Source organism: Stappia sp. ES.058 (genome assembly GCF_900105595.1).
GTDB lineage: Bacteria > Pseudomonadota > Alphaproteobacteria > Rhizobiales > Stappiaceae > Stappia.
Map to the genome: position 1 here is coordinate 1,372,810 of NZ_LT629784.1, position 17,997 is coordinate 1,390,806.

The 17,997-nt window shown below is 63.1% G+C and carries 13 protein-coding genes and 1 pseudogene; 13 read left to right on the forward strand and 1 reads right to left on the reverse strand.

Annotated elements, in window-relative coordinates; genetic code table 11:
* The first annotated feature begins 4 nt into the window (after positions 1 to 4).
* The 9 genes from hisD to BLU32_RS06360 all read left to right on the forward strand — a co-directional run bounded on the left by hisD (position 5) and on the right by BLU32_RS06360 (position 8,150).
* The gene (gene hisD / locus BLU32_RS06320) at positions 5 to 1,312 is read left to right on the forward strand and encodes a histidinol dehydrogenase (protein ID WP_093805490.1); all 1,308 of its coding nucleotides are present in this window, start codon (positions 5 to 7) and stop codon (positions 1,310 to 1,312) included.
* 8 nt (positions 1,313 to 1,320) lie between these two features.
* Positions 1,321 to 2,088 (forward strand): SDR family NAD(P)-dependent oxidoreductase, encoded by a 768-nt coding sequence (locus tag BLU32_RS06325; protein WP_093805491.1) that lies wholly within the window; start codon positions 1,321 to 1,323, stop codon positions 2,086 to 2,088.
* Positions 2,085 to 3,083 (forward strand): zinc-binding dehydrogenase, encoded by a 999-nt coding sequence (locus BLU32_RS06330; RefSeq protein ID WP_093805492.1) that lies wholly within the window; start codon positions 2,085 to 2,087, stop codon positions 3,081 to 3,083. Before BLU32_RS06325 ends, BLU32_RS06330 begins: the two co-directional genes overlap by 4 nt.
* A 12-nt stretch (positions 3,084 to 3,095) precedes the next feature.
* Positions 3,096 to 3,386: a UxaA family hydrolase gene (locus tag BLU32_RS06335; protein ID WP_093805493.1), complete on the forward strand. Its 291-nt coding sequence runs from the start codon at positions 3,096 to 3,098 to the stop codon at positions 3,384 to 3,386.
* A gap of 11 nt (positions 3,387 to 3,397) precedes the next feature.
* Positions 3,398 to 4,579, forward strand: coding sequence for a UxaA family hydrolase (locus tag BLU32_RS06340; protein WP_093805494.1), 1,182 nt, complete (start codon positions 3,398 to 3,400; stop codon positions 4,577 to 4,579).
* Positions 4,580 to 4,665: 86 nt separating this feature from the next.
* Positions 4,666 to 5,664 carry a YeiH family protein gene (locus BLU32_RS06345; protein WP_172838538.1) on the forward strand — a complete coding sequence of 333 codons (999 nt, stop codon included), beginning with the start codon at positions 4,666 to 4,668 and terminating at the stop codon, positions 5,662 to 5,664.
* A 180-nt stretch (positions 5,665 to 5,844) separates the two neighbouring features.
* Entirely contained in the window at positions 5,845 to 6,267 is a 423-nt protein-coding gene (locus BLU32_RS06350; RefSeq protein ID WP_093810669.1) for an Rrf2 family transcriptional regulator, read from the forward strand.
* Positions 6,264 to 7,469: an NnrS family protein gene (locus BLU32_RS06355; protein ID WP_093805496.1), complete on the forward strand. Its 1,206-nt coding sequence runs from the start codon at positions 6,264 to 6,266 to the stop codon at positions 7,467 to 7,469. Before BLU32_RS06350 ends, BLU32_RS06355 begins: the two co-directional genes overlap by 4 nt.
* A 9-nt stretch (positions 7,470 to 7,478) precedes the next feature.
* Positions 7,479 to 8,150, forward strand: coding sequence for an NnrU family protein (locus BLU32_RS06360; protein WP_093805497.1), 672 nt, complete (start codon positions 7,479 to 7,481; stop codon positions 8,148 to 8,150).
* Positions 8,151 to 8,169: 19 nt separating this feature from the next.
* Here the strand turns inward: BLU32_RS06360 and BLU32_RS06365 are convergent, their stop codons facing one another.
* Positions 8,170 to 8,880: a helix-turn-helix domain-containing protein gene (locus tag BLU32_RS06365; protein ID WP_244501804.1), complete on the reverse strand. Its 711-nt coding sequence runs from the start codon at positions 8,878 to 8,880 to the stop codon at positions 8,170 to 8,172.
* A 246-nt stretch (positions 8,881 to 9,126) separates the two neighbouring features.
* Between BLU32_RS06365 and BLU32_RS22525 the strand changes: the two are divergent.
* The 4 genes and pseudogenes from BLU32_RS22525 to narJ all read left to right on the forward strand — a co-directional run bounded on the left by BLU32_RS22525 (position 9,127) and on the right by narJ (position 17,985).
* Positions 9,127 to 11,960: pseudogene (locus tag BLU32_RS22525) on the forward strand (nitrate/nitrite transporter).
* Positions 11,961 to 12,020: 60 nt separating this feature from the next.
* The gene (locus BLU32_RS06380; protein WP_093805501.1) at positions 12,021 to 15,761 is read left to right on the forward strand and encodes a nitrate reductase subunit alpha; all 3,741 of its coding nucleotides are present in this window, start codon (positions 12,021 to 12,023) and stop codon (positions 15,759 to 15,761) included.
* Positions 15,758 to 17,281 (forward strand): nitrate reductase subunit beta, encoded by a 1,524-nt coding sequence (gene narH, locus BLU32_RS06385; RefSeq protein ID WP_093805502.1) that lies wholly within the window; start codon positions 15,758 to 15,760, stop codon positions 17,279 to 17,281. Before BLU32_RS06380 ends, narH begins: the two co-directional genes overlap by 4 nt.
* Positions 17,281 to 17,985: a nitrate reductase molybdenum cofactor assembly chaperone gene (gene narJ, locus BLU32_RS06390; RefSeq protein ID WP_093805503.1), complete on the forward strand. Its 705-nt coding sequence runs from the start codon at positions 17,281 to 17,283 to the stop codon at positions 17,983 to 17,985. The genes narH and narJ overlap by 1 nt, the downstream gene beginning before the upstream one ends.
* Positions 17,986 to 17,997: the final 12 nt, after the last annotated feature.

Here is a 17,997-nt window from a genome sequence, read left to right on the forward strand (position 1 = left end):
TCGGATGTCCCGCAAATATCTCAAGAAAGCCGATCTCACGCCGACCAGCGGTGCCTCCGATGTGCGTGATACGGTTCAGTCCATCCTCGACGATATCGAAACCCGGGGCGAGGCCGCGGCGCGTGAATATGCGGCGAAGTTCGACCGCTACGACGGTGCGATCAAGCTTTCGCGTGCAGAGATCGATGCCGCGATCGCCAAGGTGCCGGAAAAGCTGAAGCAGGATATCCAGTTCGCCCACGACAACGTGCGCCGCTTCGCGGAAGCCCAGAAGGCCACGTTGAAGGACATCGAGGTCGAGGTCGTTCCGGGCCTGATCGCCGGTCAAAAGAGCATTCCTGTGCGTGCGGCCGGCTGTTACATCCCGGGCGGTCGCTACAGCCATATCGCGTCCGCGATCATGACTGTGACGACGGCGAAGGTGGCCGGCTGCGGCAGCATTACGGCCTGCTCGCCGCCGCGTCCGGACATCGGGATCGCGCCGGCCATCATCTACGCGGCCGATCTGTGCGGTGCCGATACGATCCTCGCCATGGGTGGCGTGCAGGGTGTGGCCTCCATGGCTTTCGGGCTGTTCGACCTGCCGAAGGCGGATATTCTTGTCGGTCCCGGCAACCAGTTCGTCGCCGAAGCCAAGCGCATATTGTTCGGACGCGTCGGCATCGACATGTTCGCGGGCCCGACAGACAGCCTTATTCTGGCCGACGAGACGGCCGATGCGGAAATCGTCGCGGCCGACCTCGTCGGACAGGCGGAGCACGGCTACAATTCGCCTGTCTGGCTCGTGACCGACAACGAACCGCTGGCGCGGAAGGTCATGGAGATCGTTCCCCGGCTGATCGCTGATCTTCCGGAGATGAACGGCAAGAACGCTGAGGCCGCCTGGCGCGACTATGCCGAGGTGATCGTTTGCGACGACCGGGAAGAAATGGCGGCAACCTCCGACGACTATGCGCCGGAGCACCTGACGGTTCAGGCGCAGGATCTCGACTGGTGGCTGGAGCGCCTGCAGTGCTACGGATCGCTGTTTCTCGGCGAGGAGACAACGGTTGCCTTCGGCGACAAGGCGTCCGGTACCAATCACGTCCTGCCGACCTCGGGGGCCGCGAATTACACCGGCGGCCTGTCGGTTCACAAATACATGAAAATCGTCACGTGGCAGCGGGCCACCCGCGACGGCGCAAAGCCCGTCGCAGAGGCAACGGCGCGCATCTCGCGGCTTGAGGGGATGGAAGGCCATGCCCGCACGGCGGACATCCGGCTGAAGAAATACTTCCCGGATGAGACCTTCGATCTCACGTCGGGGATGTGAGACGCCTGATGTCATCCTTATCCCCCACCGCATTGTTTGACCTGACGGGCAGGGTCGCCTGCGTCACCGGTGCCAGCGCCGGCCTTGGCCGGCGTGCAGCCGACGTTCTGATTGCCGCCGGTGCGCAGGTGGTTGGCGTGGCCCGTCGCTCCGACGCCCTTGAGGGCTGGGCACGGGAGGCAGGAGACAATGCCGCCTATGTCGTCGGCGATCTGTCGCAGCGTGAGGCGGTCGCCGGGATCGCGGAGCGCGTGAGCGACGCATTCGGCCCGCCGGACATTTTGGTCAATGCCGCCGGCATCAACACCCGTGAGCCGGCCGACGAGATCACGCCGGAGGGCTGGGACGTCACGCTCAACCTCAATCTCGCGGCGCCTTTCTTTCTGGCACAGGCGTTTGCGCCGGGTATGCGAGACCGGAAATGGGGGCGCATTCTCAACTTCGCGTCGCTGCAAAGCCACCGGGCGTTTCCCGCCGGCCTGTCCTATGGCGTATCGAAGGGCGGTGTGGTGCAAATGACGCGGGCGATGGCGGAAGCCTGGTCGGCGGACGGCATCACCGCCAATGCCATCGGGCCAGGCTTTTTTCGCACCGAACTGACGGCCGCCGTCTTCGCCGATCCTGAGCGCGCGGCGCGCAATGCGGCCGCCACTTGCATCGGGCGCAACGGCGAGCCATCGGATATCGATGGCCCGGTGCTGTTCCTGTGTTCGGAGGCGAGCGGCTACGTCACCGGCCAGACACTGATGGTCGACGGGGGGTTCACCGCGAAATGAAAGCGCTTTTCTATACCGGCGAGAAGACGCTGGAATTGCGAGACGCCGAAGATCCCGTACCTGCGGAGGGCGAGGTGCTCGTGCGCGTCGAAAGCGTCGGGATCTGCGGCTCGGACATGCATGCCTATCTCGGCCATGACGAGCGCCGACCGGCGCCCTTGATACTCGGACATGAGGCTGCGGGAACGGTGGTTTCCGGACCGGAAACGGGACGGCGCGTCACCGTCAACCCGCTGGTGACCTGCATGACCTGCGATGCGTGCCGCTCGGGCCGGGAAAATATTTGCGCCGAGCGCCAGATCATCTCCATGCCGCCGCGCGAAGGCGCGTTTGCGCAGTTTCTCGCCATGCCCGAGCGCAACCTCGTCACAGTGCCGGATCACGTGTCGTTCGACCACGCCGCCCTGGCGGAACCGATTGCCTGCGGCTGGCATGCCGTGAAGATGGCGCAGCGGTCGTTGTTCAAGCCGCTGGCGGAAGCCCGCGTTCTGGTGATCGGCGGCGGTGCAATCGGGGTTGGTGCAGCGCTGTCGCTCAAGGCACAGGGCGCTTCGGGCGTCACCGTGGTGGAACCGAATGCCGCGCGGTGCGCCTATCTCGTCGAGCAGGTTAAGCTCGACGCCCGCGACCCGGCAGCCGTCGATGCGGATCGCATGTTTGATCTGATTGTCGATGCAGTCGGCTATTCGGCCACGCGCGAGGAGGCGTCCCGGCGTGCGGCCCCGGGAGCGGTGGTCGTCCACATCGGACTGGGGCAGGCGAGCGGCGGCCTCGATGTCCGCCGCATGACGCTGCAGGAAATCACCTTCATCGGCACCTACACCTACACGGCAAACGACTTCCGCGAGACAGCGGCCGCCATTTTCGACGGTCGCCTGGGCGCGCTTGACTGGGTGCGGAAGCGCCCGCTGGAGGAGGGCGCGGCGGCGTTTGCCGATCTTCTCTCCGGCTCTGTCAACGCGCCGAAGATCATCCTGAAACCACATCTCACCTGAAAGGAAAGCCGGATGGCTGAAATTCCTCAATTGCTCGTCCACCAAGCGGAGGACAACGTCGGTGTCGTCGTCGTCGAGGGGCTCAAGGCCGGCACCGACATGCTGTGCTGCGTCACGCATGACAATTCGACGTTTCGCCTGACGTCCAAGGCGGATGTGCCGATTGGGCACAAGATCGCGCTGACGGATCTGAAGTCAGGCGACACCGCGATCAAATACGGTGAGGATATCGGCAAGTTCATCGCCGACATCGAAAAGGGCGCTCACGTCCACACCCACAATTGCAAAACCAAGCGCTGGTAAGGACGGATCCCATGGCTTCGAAATACTCAAACATCACCATCAACGCCTACCGTCGCGAGAACGGCCGGGTGGGCGTGCGCAACCATGTCTTGATCCTGCCGCTTGACGACATTTCCAACGCGGCCTGCGAGGCGGTGGCCAACAACATCAAGGGCACGCTGGCACTCCCGCATGCTTATGGGCGCCTGCAGTTCGGCGAGGATCTCGATCTTCACTTCCGCACGATCATCGGCACCGGCGCCAACCCCAATGTCGCCGCCTGCGTTGTGATCGGCATCGAGCCGGGCTGGACCCAGAAGGTCGTCGACGGCATCGCCGCCACCGGCAAGCCGGTGAAGGGCTTTTCCATCGAGCAGAACGGCGATCTGAAGACGATCATGGACGCCTCGCGCACGGCGAAGGACTTCGTGCATTTCGCCTCCGAGCTGCAGCGCGAGGAATGCTCGATCTCCGAGCTTTGGGTCTCGACCAAATGCGGCGAGAGCGACACGACGACCGGCCTCGGCTCCTGCCCGACGGTCGGCAACATGTACGACAAGCTGCTGCCGGAAGGCATCTACGGTTGCTTCGGTGAAACCTCCGAGATCACCGGTGCGGAGCACATCTGCCAAAAGCGTGCGGTCAACGAAGAGGTTGGCGAGCGCTGGTACAAGATGTGGAAGGCCTATCAGGACGATGTCATCTTTGCGCATCAAACCGATGACCTCTCCGACAGCCAGCCGACCAAGGGCAACATTGAGGGCGGTCTGACGACCATCGAGGAGAAGGCGCTCGGCAATCTGGAAAAGATCGGCCGCACGTCCGAGTTCATCGACATTCTGGAACCGGCCGAGGCGCCGAAGTCCGGAAAGGGCCTCTACTTCATGGATTCCTCGTCGGCGGCAGCAGAATGCGTGACGCTGATGGCGGCGGGCGGCTATGTCGTTCACACCTTTCCGACCGGGCAGGGCAATGTGATCGGCAATCCGATCGTACCGGTGATCAAGATCACCGCGAACCCGCGCACGGTCCGCACCATGAGCGAGCATGTCGATGTCGACGTGTCGGGTATCTTGCGTCGCGAGATGACGATCGACGAGGCCGGCGACGAGCTGATCGAGATGATCCGGCGCACCTCCAACGGCCGGGCAACGGCCGCTGAGGCACTCGGTCATCGGGAATTCTCGATGACAAAGCTCTACCGCAGCGCCTAAACGTCTGTATCAACACACAACGCTGCCCGGGCGCGTGGTCCGGGCAGCCGCACAGGTGCATTGTGGTTTCAGCTTCGCTTGCAAAAATGAAATCCGGATGGGGTCCGCTGTTCCCCGGTTTATTGCTCGCAGCCACGGTTGCGACAGCGGCGAAATTTCTCGGCGAGCACTATGGCGCGCCGGTCATGCTCTTCGCATTGCTGATCGGCATGGCGTTCAATTTCCTGGCGAGCGACGAGCGCTTTGCAAAGGGCATCGAGTTTGCGTCCAAGACGTTGTTGCGGGCCGGCATCGTGCTGCTCGGCATGCGCATCACCGGGGCGGATATCGTTTCGCTCGGCCTGTCCACCTTTCTGACCGTCGTCGGCCTGATGGCCCTGACCATCGGCTGCGGATTCGTTTGCGGCCGGATTTTCGGCAAGGGCTGGCGCTTTTCGTTGCTGACCGGCGGGTCGGTTGCGATCTGCGGCGCCTCGGCGGCGCTCGCCATCGCCTCGATCATCCCGCACAATGACAAGACGGAACGCAACACGCTGTTCACCGTCGTGTCCGTGACCACGATCTCGACCATCGCGATGATCATCTATCCGATCCTGTTTTCCCTGCTTGGTCTGACCGACGATCAAAGCGGCTTTCTTGTCGGTGCGACCATCCACGATGTCGCGCAGGTCGTCGGCGCCGGCTATTCCATTTCCGCCGAGGCGGGCGATGTCTCCACCATCATCAAGCTGCTGCGGGTGACCATGCTGCCGGTTGTGCTGATCGTTGTCGTGCTGGCGCTGGCGAAATCCGGCGCCAGCGGCAGCGGAAAGGTGCGTCTTCCGCTCTTCGTCGTCGGCTTTGCCGCTCTGACCACGCTGAACAGCTTCGGTGTTATTCCCGAGGTCGTGACCACGGTCGGTGTCAACGCATCGTCCTGGATGCTGGTGATCGCCATTTCCGCGCTTGGCGTGCGCACCAACATGAAGGACATGCTTCAGCTCGGGTGGCAGCATGTGGCCGTGATCCTGGTCGAGACCCTGTTCCTGCTGACAATGGCACTGATCGCGGTGGAGATTGGTCTCGTCGGCTCCGTTTCGTTCTGACGGCGCGCGACGCCCGGCCAACCGCAATCCGCACAGACCCGAGGGCACGTTTGGCGAGGCCTTCCCCTGGCGCTTGCGCGTGACACGATGCCGCAGACCGCGGTGGGGCTTTGAATGGGTATTTAAAATACCAATTTGAAGAGCTACAGATCGGGCCACCTCTTGATTGTGGAGTTGGCGATGCGACTGACAGCCTTTACGGATTTCGGATTACGCGCGCTCATGCGCATGGCCGGGGAACCGGAGCGGGCCTTGTCCACGGCAGAGCTCGCCGGCGAATTCCGGATTTCGCGCAATCATCTTGCAAAGGCGGTTGCCGCGTTGTCCGCCGCCGGCTTTGTCGAAACGCGGCGGGGCGGGGGCGGCGGTGCGGTGCTTGCCCGCAGTGCCGCGCAAATGCCGCTCGGCGACATCGTGGCCGTGCTCGAGCAGCGAAGCCCGCTGGTCGAGTGCTTCCAATCCGATGGCGGAGATTGCGTCGTGACGCCGGTGTGCCGCCTGAAGACAATCCTCGCAGGCGGTCGCCAGCGTTTCCTGGATGAACTGAACCTTTACACGCTGGCGGATTGTGCCCTGCCGGCAAGACGGGAGGCTGCGCAATGACCTCCACGGCCATGCAGATGCGGGCCTGGCGCGGCACGGCGCTCCTGAGCTACGGCTTTCGACCCTTCTTCCTGGGCGGAGCGGCCTGGGCCGCGTTTGCAATGGTTCTCTGGTTGCCGATGTTGACCGGCCACATCGTCCTGCCGACGGCCTTCGACCCGGTGTCCTGGCATGCGCATGCGTTTCTCTATGGCTATCTGGGAGCGGTCGTCGCGGGTTTCATGCTCACGGCCGTGCCGAACTGGACCGGACGCTTGCCGATCGTCGGCTGGCGGCTCGGTATCCTGGCCCTGACCTGGCTTGCGGGGCGTGTTGCGGTGGCGTTCTCCGCCGGACTGCCGCCCGGTCTCGTCGCCATGATCGATCTTGCCTTTCCCGTTGTTTTCGCGCTGGCGGTCGGGCGGGAAATCGTTGCGGGAAAGAATTGGCGCAATCTGATCGTGCTCGGCATGTTGACCGTCTTCATCGCCGGAAATGCTGTCTTCCATTGGGAGGCCGCACGCGGGGACTACGCGGCCGGCGGAACGGGGCTGCGGATCGGCCTTGGCGCCGCGCTGATGATGATCGCCGTGATCGGCGGGCGCATCATTCCCTCGTTCACCCGCAACTGGCTCGCGAAACGCAAACCCGGACGCTTGCCGGTCCCGCCCATGCAACGCTTCGACAAGCTCACGCTTGTCGTGCTGCTGGTGTCGTTGCTTCTGTGGGTCGTGCTGCCGGTGAGCCCCTGGACCGGTGTGGCATTGGTTGCTTGCGGCGTGTTGCATCTTGGCCGTCTTGCCCGATGGGCGGGCGATCGGACTTTGACCGAGCCGTTGGTGGCGGTCCTGCACGTCGGCTATTCGTTCCTGCCTCTTGGCGCGCTGTTTCTTGGCGTTACGATCCTGCTTGAGGACGATCCGGTGCGGACGGCGTCCCAGCATCTGTGGATGGGCGGAGCGCTGGGATTGATGACGCTGGCGGTCATGACGCGGGCGACTCTCGGACACACAGGACGTCCCTTGCACGCCGGAGCGGCGACGCTTGCAGTCTATGCAGCGCTTGTCGGATCGGTCCTTGCGCGTTTTGCCGCAGGTTTCTGGCCCGATGCCGCAACACTGCTCCATGGCGCGTCCGCCGGTCTCTGGCTCGCGGCCTTCGCCGGATATGCAGCCGCCTACGGTCCCTCCCTGTGCCGGCGTCCGCCGGGCAAGGCCGGGTGAGGGGCGCGCATGACCGAATGGGGAGAATTCGCGCTCGCTTTCGCCGCATTCCTGACGACGCATTCCGTGCCGATCCGGCCGCCAATGCGGCCCGTCCTGATTGCCTTGCTCGGACCGCGCGGGTTCACGCTTGCCTATTCGCTGCTTTCCCTGGGCGCTCTTGCCTGGTTGATCGCGGCCGCAGGGCGTGCGCCCTATGTCGCCTTGTGGCATTGGGCGCCCTGGCAGAACCATCTGACCCTGTCCCTGATGCTTCCCGTGTGCCTGCTCCTCGCTCTCGCCATCGTGCGTCCGAATCCCTTGTCCTTCGGCGGAGCCGGCAACGACCGCTTTGATCCCGTCCGTCCCGGCATCGTGCGGCTTGTCCGCCACCCGCTTCTGCTGGCGCTGGCGCTATGGGCTGCGGCGCACCTGGTCCCGAACGGCGATCTTGCCCATGTGCTCCTTTTTGGCGTCTTCGCGGCTTTCGCAGCGCTTGGCGGACGGTTGGTGGACCGGCGCAAACAGCGCGAACTGGGCGCTCGGTGGCACAGTCTGCGCGCGGAGATCAAGGCCCAACCGGTGTTTGCGGGGCCGGCATCCTGGTCGGGACTGTGGCTGCGCCTGGGCACCGGGGTCGCGCTTTATGCGGCGCTCCTCCTGGCGCATCCATGGCTTTTCGGCGTCAGTCCGCTGTCCTAGGTCAGCCGGCCGCTTCTGCTCAGGTTGAATAGTCGTCGATCAGCGGGCTGGGCTTTGCGAATTTCTCCAGATCGCCCTGGTCCTTGATGGTGATGCGGGTGCCGGTCACGTTCACGCCATAGGGCTGGAGCCCCTTGAAGGCGCGGCTCAGGTTCTCTGGCGTCATGCCGAGAAAGGACGCCAGTCTCCGCTTTTCGAAAGGCAGGTCGAACCCGGCCTCTCCGGCAGTGCGCTTTTGTTGACGCAGAAGAAAATTCGCAAGGCGCTCCAACGAGGTTCTGAGTTTCAGGTCTTTCTGCGTCTTGATGACGGACCGGTAGCATTGCGCCAGTTCGGTCACGATCGCCCGCGCGAAATCACTGTCGGCGTTGAAGGCGGCGCGGACATCCTGGCTCGGGATCAGCGCGATCCGGCTCTTCTCGAGCGTTCGCGCCGACATGAGATTGGGCGCATCGCGGATTGTTGCGGCAAGAATGAAGGTGGAGATCGGGCGGACGGTCGCCATGCTGGTCTCGCGTCCGTTCCAGCTGCAAAAGAGATCCACCGAACCTGTCAGCACGACATGCAGGAAATCGCTGGGGTCGCCCTCGGTGATCATCTCAATCTGGGGCGGGAAGGCCTGCACATAGGCCCCGCGCATGAGCGACATGAAGTTCTCATGGGCCATGTCCGAAAACAAATGGAGTTCCCGGATGTCCGGATAATCCGACTCGGGCATCTCTTTGCGCACGTGTACCCACCTCACTGCCAGTGTTCGATAGCTTGACAATTATCAAGCATTGAATTGATCCGCGTTTCAACCTGCCTTGATCGCCAATCGTCCGTTACGTGATATTATTCTGCAAGTCATTTATTTATAATGGTTTTTTGTTTGGAATTGATCTGGATCAACCTTTCCGGGCGGTTTGTCCCGCAGTTCTCTCCCCATGCCTGTCGCGGGTCAATGCGCGGGTACACAGGTTTGGAGAGACAGCTCATGCACACACTCGACGGCGTCTCGCGTTCGGATCAGTACCGGGCCCTGGGACTCAGCACCTTCGCCTTCACGGTCTGCTTTGCGGTTTGGACGATCTTTTCGATCATCGGGGTACAGATCAAGCAGGACTTGGGACTGAATGACACGCAGTTCGGCCTGCTGGTCGCAACCCCGATCCTGACCGGCTCCGTGAGCCGGATTTTCCTCGGCGTCTGGACCGAGCAGTTCGGTGGTCGGATCATGTTCCCGCTGCAGATGCTGGTAACGGCGGTAGCGGTGTGGTTGCTGACCAGCGTGCAGACCTATGAGGTCTTCCTTCTCGCAGCCCTCGGACTCGGGTTGGCCGGCGGGTCCTTCATCGTTGGCGTGGCCTATACCTCGCGCTGGTTCGACAAGGAGCATCAGGGAACCGCGCTCGGCATCTTCGGGGCCGGCAATGTGGGTGCTGCCGTAACCAATTTCGCAGCGCCGTTTCTGGTGGTCGCCCTCGGTTGGGAAGGGACCGCGCGGGTTTACGCCATCGTTCTCGCGGTTGTCGCGGTCCTCTTCTACCTGCTGGCCAAGACCGACCCGGTCCAGGAACAGCGCAGGCGCACAGGCGCCCGTCCGGTGTCGGCCGGATCGATGCTCGAGCCGCTGAAGGACATTCAGGTCTGGCGCTTCGCCACCTATTATTTCTTCGTCTTCGGCGCCTTCGTTGCGCTCGCCAGTTTCCTGCCGCGTTACTATGTCGGCGCCTACGGGATGGCGCTGACCTCAGCGGGTGTCCTGGCGGGGCTCTACTCGCTTCCCGGCTCGGTCTTCCGCGCCCTTGGCGGATGGATGTCAGACAAGTGGGGGGCCCGGTTCGTCATGTATCTGACGTTCATCGGTTCGCTCGCGATCCTCTTCGTCATGAGCTACCCGCAGACGAGTTATGTCGTGCGAGGCATCACAGGGCCGATCGAGTTCAGCTTCGGGCTTTCCGTCAGCGTGTTTGTCACGATGACCGTCATTCTCGGTTTCCTGATGAGCCTCGGCAAGGCGGCGGTCTACAAGCATATCCCGGTCTACTACCCGCATCACGTCGGCTCGGTCGGCGGTCTTGTGGGGATGATCGGTGGATTGGGCGGCTTCTTTCTGCCAATCGCCTTCGGCGTGCTGCTCGATCTCACCGGCGTCTGGACGGCTCCGTTCATGCTGCTCTTCGTGATCGTCGCGATCTCGACCGTCTGGATGCACGTCGCCATCCGGCGCATGGAGCGCGCCCGTCATCCGGGTCTGGCTGAGGAGACCTTCCTGTCCGACGTGCCGCAAGAACCGCATCCCGCCCCGGAGCCGCGCCCGTCGCGTACGTCGCCCTCGGCCACCCAGCCGGCGGCATGAGTTGAAAGGCCGGCGGCCCGCCCGAAGCGGGAGGGCCGCCCTCGCAATCCGCGTCTCAAAGGACCTATTTCATGGCGACTACAAACACGCATGCCGGGCGGAAAGGTCACACATTGACCGACTGGCGTCCCGAAGACGATGCTTTCTGGAACACCAGCGGTCATGGCATCGCGACCCGCAATCTCTGGATTTCCATTCCCAATCTGCTGCTGGCTTTTTCCGTCTGGATGGTCTGGTCGGTCGTCGTCGCCAAGCTTCCGGCGATCGGCTTCGATTATTCCACCGGTCAGTTGTTCTGGCTGGCGGCGCTGCCGGGTCTTTCGGGAGCGACGCTCAGGATCTTCTACAGCTTCATGATCCCGATCTTCGGCGGTCGCAAATGGACCGCAATCTCGACGGCGACGCTGCTTCTGCCGGCGCTCGGAATCGGCTTTGCCGTGCAGAACCCGGACACGCCCTATGCGATGTTCCTCGTCCTGGCGCTGATGTGCGGCTTCGGCGGCGGCAACTTCGCGTCCTCGATGGCCAACATCGCCTATTTCTACCCGAAGAAGACCAAGGGGAACGCGCTGGCGCTGAATGCCGGTCTCGGAAACCTGGGCGTCTCGGTGATGCAGTTCGTCGTGCCCATGGTTATCACCGCCAGCGTCTTCGGCGCGATCGGCGGCGAGCCGGTCACGCTTGAGGACGGCAGCCAGCTCTGGATCCAGAACGCAGGCTTCATCTGGGTGCCGTTTATCGTGCTCAGCGCCATCGCCGCATGGTTCGGGATGAACGATATCGCCGACGCCAAGGCCTCCTTCAGGGACCAGGCGGTGATCTTCAAGCGCTTCCACAACTGGGTGATGTGCATTCTCTACACCGGCACCTTCGGCAGCTTCATCGGCTATGCCGCCGGATTCCCGCTGTTGATGAAGACGCAGTTTCCGGACGTGAACGTGCTGCAATATGCCTTCCTGGGGCCGCTGGTGGGTGCGCTCAGCCGCGCGGCGACCGGCTGGGTGTCCGACCGCTTCGGCGGAGGGCGCGTCACCTTTTGGACGTTCCTGGGCATGATCGTGGCCGTCTGGGGCGTCCTGCAGTTCCTGCCGACCGCGGCAAGCCCGGCCGGGAACTTCTGGGGGTTCTTCGCCTGCTTCATGGCGCTGTTCTTCCTGACCGGGGTCGGCAATGCGTCTACCTTCCAGATGATCCCGACGATCATGCGCCGGGAGGTGCCGCGGCTGATGCCGGAGCTGGACGAGGCTGCGACCCTGAAGCAGTCCGAACGCGAAAGTGCGGCGATCATCGCCTTCACTTCGGCCATCGCCGCCTATGGGGCCTTCTTCATTCCCAAGGCCTACGGCACGTCGATTTCCATGACCGGCGCCCCCAACGGCGCGCTCTGGGGCTTCCTCGCCTTCTACGTGGTCTGCATCGCGATCACCTGGATTTTCTACAGCCGCAAGAACGCACCGGTGCCGTGCTGACCCATCCACGCACCCGGTCGCGCGGTCCGCGCGCGACGGGGAGCCACAGGAGATGACGATATGAGCCACTTGCTCGACAGACTGAACTTCCTGACGCCCAAGCAGTTGGAAACCTTCTCGAACGGTCACGGTCAGGTCACCCGCGAAAACCGCGACTGGGAGGACACCTACCGGAACCGCTGGCGGCACGACAAGATCGTGCGCTCGACCCATGGCGTGAACTGCACGGGATCGTGTTCCTGGAAGATCTATGTGAAATCCGGCATCGTGACCTGGGAGACCCAGCAGACCGACTATCCGCGCACCCGGCCCGACCTGCCGAACCACGAACCTCGCGGCTGTGCGCGCGGTGCGTCCTACAGCTGGTATCTCTACAGCGCGAACCGGGTGAAGAACCCTCTGGTGCGCGGTCGGCTGATGAAGGTCTGGCGCGAACTGCGTGAGACCCTCAGCCCGATCGAGGCCTGGACCAGGCTGCAAAACGATCCGGTTTTGCGCGCCTCCTATGTCGAGACACGCGGCAAGGGCGGGTTCGTCCGCGCGACATGGGACGAGGCGACGGAAATCGTTGCCGCCGCCAATGCCTATACCGCCAAGACCTATGGACCCGATCGCGTCTTCGGGTTTTCGCCGATCCCGGCCATGTCGATGGTCAGCTATGCGGCCGGTTCGCGGTACCTGAGCCTGCTCGGCGGCGTCTGCATGAGCTTTTATGACTGGTACTGCGACCTGCCGCCGGCAAGTCCGATGACCTGGGGCGAGCAGACGGACGTTCCCGAAAGCGCCGACTGGTACAACGCCGGCTACCTGTTGCTCTGGGGCTCGAATGTGCCGCAGACGCGCACGCCCGACGCGCATTTCTATACCGAGGCGCGCTACAAGGGCACTAAATCCGCGGTCATCTGTCCCGATTACTCCGAGGCCGCGAAGTTCGGCGACGTCTGGCTGAATGCCAAGCAGGGCACGGACGCAGCCCTTGCCATGGCCTTTGGTCACGTGATCCTGCGCGAGTTTCATCTTGATCGGCAGGCGGAGTATTTCGAGGAGTATTGCCGCAAGTATTCCGACTTCCCGATGCTGGTCCGGCTCGACGAGACAGACGGCAGGGTGGTCCCCGGCCGCTTCCTGCGCGCCGACGACCTCGACGGCAAGCTTGGCGAAGCCAACAATCCGGAATGGAAAACCGTCGCTTACGACGAGGTGTCGAGCGGCTTCGTCGCCCCGAACGGGTCCATCGGATACCGCTGGGGCGAAGATGGCGAGTGGAATCTCGAGGAACGCGCCAGCAAGGCCGACACGAAGCTGAAGATGAGCCTCGTGCTTGAGGAAGATCACGACGACGTTGTCGGCGTGGACTTTCCCTATTTCGGCGGCGAGTCCTTCGGCCAGTTCCAGACCGACGCCGATCATCCCAAGGTTTTGACAAGAAACATTCCGGTCAAGCGCGTGCGCACGCCCGACGGCGAGATCGCGGTTGCGACCGTGTTCGACCTGTTTTGCGCCAACTACGGCCTGGATCGCGGGCTCGGCGGCGACTGGGTGACCAGCGATTTTGCCGACGAGATGCCCGGTACGCCGGCCTGGGCGCAAAAGATCACGGGCGTTTCCGCCGACAAGATCATCCATGTCGCGCGCGAGTTCGCGCGAAACGCGGAGAAGACCAACGGCAAGTCGATGATCATCATCGGTGCTGCGATGAACCACTGGTTCCACATGGACATGAACTATCGTGGCGTCATCAACATGCTGGTGATGTGCGGCTGCGTCGGGCAGTCCGGCGGTGGCTGGGCCCACTACGTGGGGCAGGAGAAGCTTCGTCCGCAAACGGGCTGGCAGCCGCTCGCCTTCGCGCTCGACTGGAACCGTCCGCCACGGCACATGAACTCGACCAGCGCGTGGTACGCGCATACCGATCAATGGCGCTACGAGACATTGGCCGCGTCCGAAATCCTCTCGCCGACCGCGCCCGAGGGCGACTGGGATGCAAGCCTGATCGACTACAACATCCGCGCCGAGCGCATGGGATGGCTGCCATCCGCGCCGCAGCTCAAGACCAATCCGCTGGAGGTCGCAAAGGCCGCGAAGGCGGCGGGCAAGGACGTTCCCGCCTATGTCGCCGAGCAGCTCAAGTCGGGCGATCTGGAGATGTCGTGCCACGATCCGGACGATCCGGCGAACTGGCCGCGCAACCTGTTCGTCTGGCGCTCCAACCTCCTGGGATCCTCCGGCAAGGGGCATGAGTATTTCCTCAAGCACCTTCTCGGCACCGATCACGGCGTGATGGGCAAGGATCTGGGCGAGGAAGGGCGCCAGCTTCCAAGGGAGGCGAAATGGCACAAGGAGGGGCCGCGCGGAAAGCTCGACCTTCTGGTGACCATCGATTTCCGCATGTCCACCACCTGCGTCTATTCCGACATCGTCCTGCCGACGGCCAGTTGGTACGAGAAGGACGACATGAACACCTCGGACATGCATCCGTTCATCCATCCGCTGCAGGCGGCGGTGGATCCGGCCTACGAGAGCAAGTCCGACTGGGAGATCTTCAAGTCCATCGCCCGCAAGGTGCAGGACGTCGCGCCGGAAATCCTCGGCAAGGAAACCGACATCGTCGCGCTTCCGATCCTGCACGACACGCCGGCCGAGATCGCGCAGGACCAGGTCCGGGACTGGAAGAAGGGTGAATGCGAGCTGATCCCGGGCAAGACGGCCCCGAATTTCATTGCCGTCGAACGCGACTACACGGCGATCTACGACCGGTTCGTCGCGCTTGGCCCGCTCATGGACAAGCTCGGAAACGGCGGCAAGGGCATCAGTTGGAATACCCAGAGCGAGATCGACAATCTCTCCGCCATGAACGGCGTGCACACGAAAGGATCGGCAGCCGGTCGGCCGAAGATCGAAACGGCCATCGACGCCTGCGAGGTGATCCTCATGCTGGCGCCGGAAACCAACGGCGAGGTTGCGGTCAAGGCATGGCAGGCGCTGGAAAAGGCCACCGGACGTGCGCACACGCATCTGGCGGATGGCGAACATCACAACAAGATCCGCTTCAACGACATCGCAGCCCAGCCGCGCAAGATCATCTCGTCGCCGACCTGGTCGGGCATCGAAAGCGAGAAGGTCAGCTACAACGCCGGCTACACCAACGTGCACGAGCTTATTCCCTGGCGCACGCTGACCGGGCGTCAGCAGCTTTATCAGGACCATCTGTGGATGCGCGCGTTCGGGGAGGGCTTCATGTCCTATCGCCCGCCTGTCGACCTCAAGACGGTGGGGGCGGAGATCAATGCCGAAGCGCGCGACGGCGCTGCACACGTGGTGCTGAACTTCATCACGCCGCACCAGAAGTGGGGCATCCACTCCACCTACACCGACAACCTGCTGATGCTGACCCTCAACCGTGGAGGTCCGGTGATCTGGATTTCCGAGAACGACGCGAGGATCGCGGGGATCGTCGATAACGACTGGGTGGAACTCTACAACGTCAACGGGGCGCTGACCGCGCGGGCCGTGGTGTCCCAGCGGATCAAGGACGGCACCACGTTCATGTATCACGCCCAGGAAAAGATCGTGAACACACCCGGGTCCGAGAAGACCGGCAAGCGCGGCGGGATCCACAACTCCGTCACGCGCACGGTGCTCAAGCCGACGCACATGATCGGCGGCTACGCCCAGCAATCCTACGGGTTCAACTACTACGGGACCGTCGGATCGAACAGGGACGAATTCGTCATCGTCCGCAAGATGCAGAACGTCGACTGGCTCGACGGCGAAGCGACCGCAAAGGAGGCCGCAGAATGAGAATCCGCGCACAAATCGGCATGGTGCTGAACCTCGACAAGTGTATCGGCTGCCACACCTGCTCGGTCACCTGCAAGAACGTCTGGACCAGCCGCGACGGTGTCGAATACGCCTGGTTCAACAACGTGGAAACCAAGCCCGGCACCGGCTATCCGACCGACTGGGAAAACCAGGCGCGCTGGAAAGGCGGCTGGGAGCGCACGAAATCCGGCAAGCTCCAGCCGAAGCAGGGGGCGAAATGGCGGATCCTGGCGAACATCTTTGCCAATCCCAACATGCCGGAAATCGACGACTACTACGAGCCGTTCGACTTCGACTACGACCATCTGAAATCGGCTCCGGAGATGGAGGCGTTCCCGACGGCGCGTCCCCGCTCCAGGATCACCGGCGAACGGATGGAGAAGATCGAGAAGGGGCCGAACTGGGAGGAGATCCTGGGCGGGGAGTTCTCCAAGCGCTCGCAGGACTATAATTTCGAGGGTATCCAGAAGGAGATCTACGGGGAATACGAGAACACCTTCATGATGTATCTCCCCCGTCTGTGCGAGCACTGCCTCAATCCGACCTGCGTCTCGTCATGTCCCTCGGGTGCGATCTACAAGCGCGAGGAAGACGGGATCGTCCTGATCGATCAGGAGAAATGCCGCGGCTGGCGGATGTGCGTCTCCGGCTGTCCCTACAAGAAGATCTATTACAACTGGTCCACCGGAAAGTCGGAAAAGTGCACGCTGTGCTATCCGCGCATCGAAAGCGGAAATCCCACGGTTTGCTCCGAGACCTGCGTCGGACGGATCCGCTATCTCGGCGTGATGCTCTATGACGCCGACAAGATCGAGGAAGCGGCAAACGCCCCGGAGACGACGGATCTCTACGATGCCCAGCTTGGCGTCTTCCTCGATCCGAACGATCCGGCGATCATCGAGGCCGCGCGCGCCGACGGCATTCCCGAGGACTGGATCAAGGCCGCGCGGGAAAGCCCGATCTGGAAGATGGCGATGGAGTGGAAGGTCGCCTTTCCGCTGCATCCCGAATACCGGACGCTGCCGATGGTCTGGTACATCCCGCCGCTCAGTCCCATCCAGAATGCCGCGGAAGCGGGCGCCATCGGGATGGACGGCGACATGCCGGACGTCCGCAATCTGCGCATCCCCCTGCGGTATCTCGCCAACATGCTCACGGCGGGCGACGAGGCACCGGTGGCAACCGCTCTGGAACGCATGCTTGCGATGCGCTCCTACATGCGCGCCAAGACGGTGGACGGCGTCAACGACGAGGCGGTCGCCGCTCGGGTCGGCCTGACGGGGGCGATGATCGAGGACATGTACAAGATCATGGCCCTTGCGGACTACGAGGATCGCTTCGTGATCCCGACCACCCACCGCGAACAGGTCGAGGACGCCTACGACCTCAAGGGCGGCTGCGGCTTCACCGACGGCAATGGATGTTCTACCGGCATCTCCAAGGGATCGCTGTTCGGCGGCTCCAAGAAGCCGCTGAAGATGCCCAAGGAGGTGATGTGATGGACCGCACCCTGAAAGCGATATCCCTGATCCTCAGCTATCCGACGCGGGCCTTGCAGATGGACATCCCGGAAATCGCGGCTGTCGTGGCGTCCGATTCCCGCCTGACGGCGGCGGCTCGCCGGGACCTGCGCCCGCTTCTGGAAGATCTCGGCTCAGGCGACATCTACGAACTCGAGGAGCGCTATGTAATGCTCTTCGACCGGTCGCGCACCCTGTCTCTCAACCTGTTCGAACATGTCCACGGCGAGAGCCGCGACCGGGGCGGAGCAATGGTCAGCCTGCTGGAGACCTACCGGGACGGCGGCTTCGAACCGGCGACCTGCGAGCTCCCGGATCATCTGCCCGTCCTGCTGGAATTCCTGGCGACACGGCCGTTTGCGGACACGCAGGCCATTCTGGCCGATGCCGCGCACATCCTGGAGGCCCTGAATGCGCGTCTCTCGCGGCGGGAAAGCGTCTATGCGGCGGTTTTCAATGCGCTGCTGCAGTTGAGCGGTGACAGGGCGGATAGGGCCGCCGTCGCCGAACTGCTGGAGCAACCCGAGGTCGATCCTGACGACCTGGAGGCGCTGGACGAGGTCTGGGAGGAAAGCGAAGTGCGTTTCGGACCCGACCCCGATGCCGGATGCCCGCAGGTGCGCGACATGCTTGCGCGAATGGATACGCCGGCCGGAGACGCGTCCCGGCACGCGGGCGAATAGGGAGATCAAGCA

Excerpts from the sequence above, each read along its gene's own strand:
- BLU32_RS06350 (WP_093810669.1), top strand. The coding sequence starts at position 5,845 with ATGCGACTGACAGCCTTTACGGATTTCGGATTACGCGCGCTCATGCGC.
- BLU32_RS06330 (WP_093805492.1), top strand. The coding sequence starts at position 2,085 with ATGAAAGCGCTTTTCTATACCGGCGAGAAGACGCTGGAATTGCGAGAC.
- hisD (WP_093805490.1), top strand. The coding sequence starts at position 5 with ATGTCCCGCAAATATCTCAAGAAAGCCGATCTCACGCCGACCAGCGGT.
- BLU32_RS06360 (WP_093805497.1), top strand. The coding sequence starts at position 7,479 with ATGACCGAATGGGGAGAATTCGCGCTCGCTTTCGCCGCATTCCTGACG.
- BLU32_RS06340 (WP_093805494.1), top strand. The coding sequence starts at position 3,398 with ATGGCTTCGAAATACTCAAACATCACCATCAACGCCTACCGTCGCGAG.
- BLU32_RS06380 (WP_093805501.1), top strand. The coding sequence starts at position 12,021 with ATGAGCCACTTGCTCGACAGACTGAACTTCCTGACGCCCAAGCAGTTG.
- narH (WP_093805502.1), top strand. The coding sequence starts at position 15,758 with ATGAGAATCCGCGCACAAATCGGCATGGTGCTGAACCTCGACAAGTGT.
- narJ (WP_093805503.1), top strand. The coding sequence starts at position 17,281 with ATGGACCGCACCCTGAAAGCGATATCCCTGATCCTCAGCTATCCGACG.
- BLU32_RS06345 (WP_172838538.1), top strand. The coding sequence starts at position 4,666 with ATGAAATCCGGATGGGGTCCGCTGTTCCCCGGTTTATTGCTCGCAGCC.
- BLU32_RS06355 (WP_093805496.1), top strand. The coding sequence starts at position 6,264 with ATGACCTCCACGGCCATGCAGATGCGGGCCTGGCGCGGCACGGCGCTC.
- BLU32_RS06325 (WP_093805491.1), top strand. The coding sequence starts at position 1,321 with ATGTCATCCTTATCCCCCACCGCATTGTTTGACCTGACGGGCAGGGTC.
- BLU32_RS06335 (WP_093805493.1), top strand. The coding sequence starts at position 3,096 with ATGGCTGAAATTCCTCAATTGCTCGTCCACCAAGCGGAGGACAACGTC.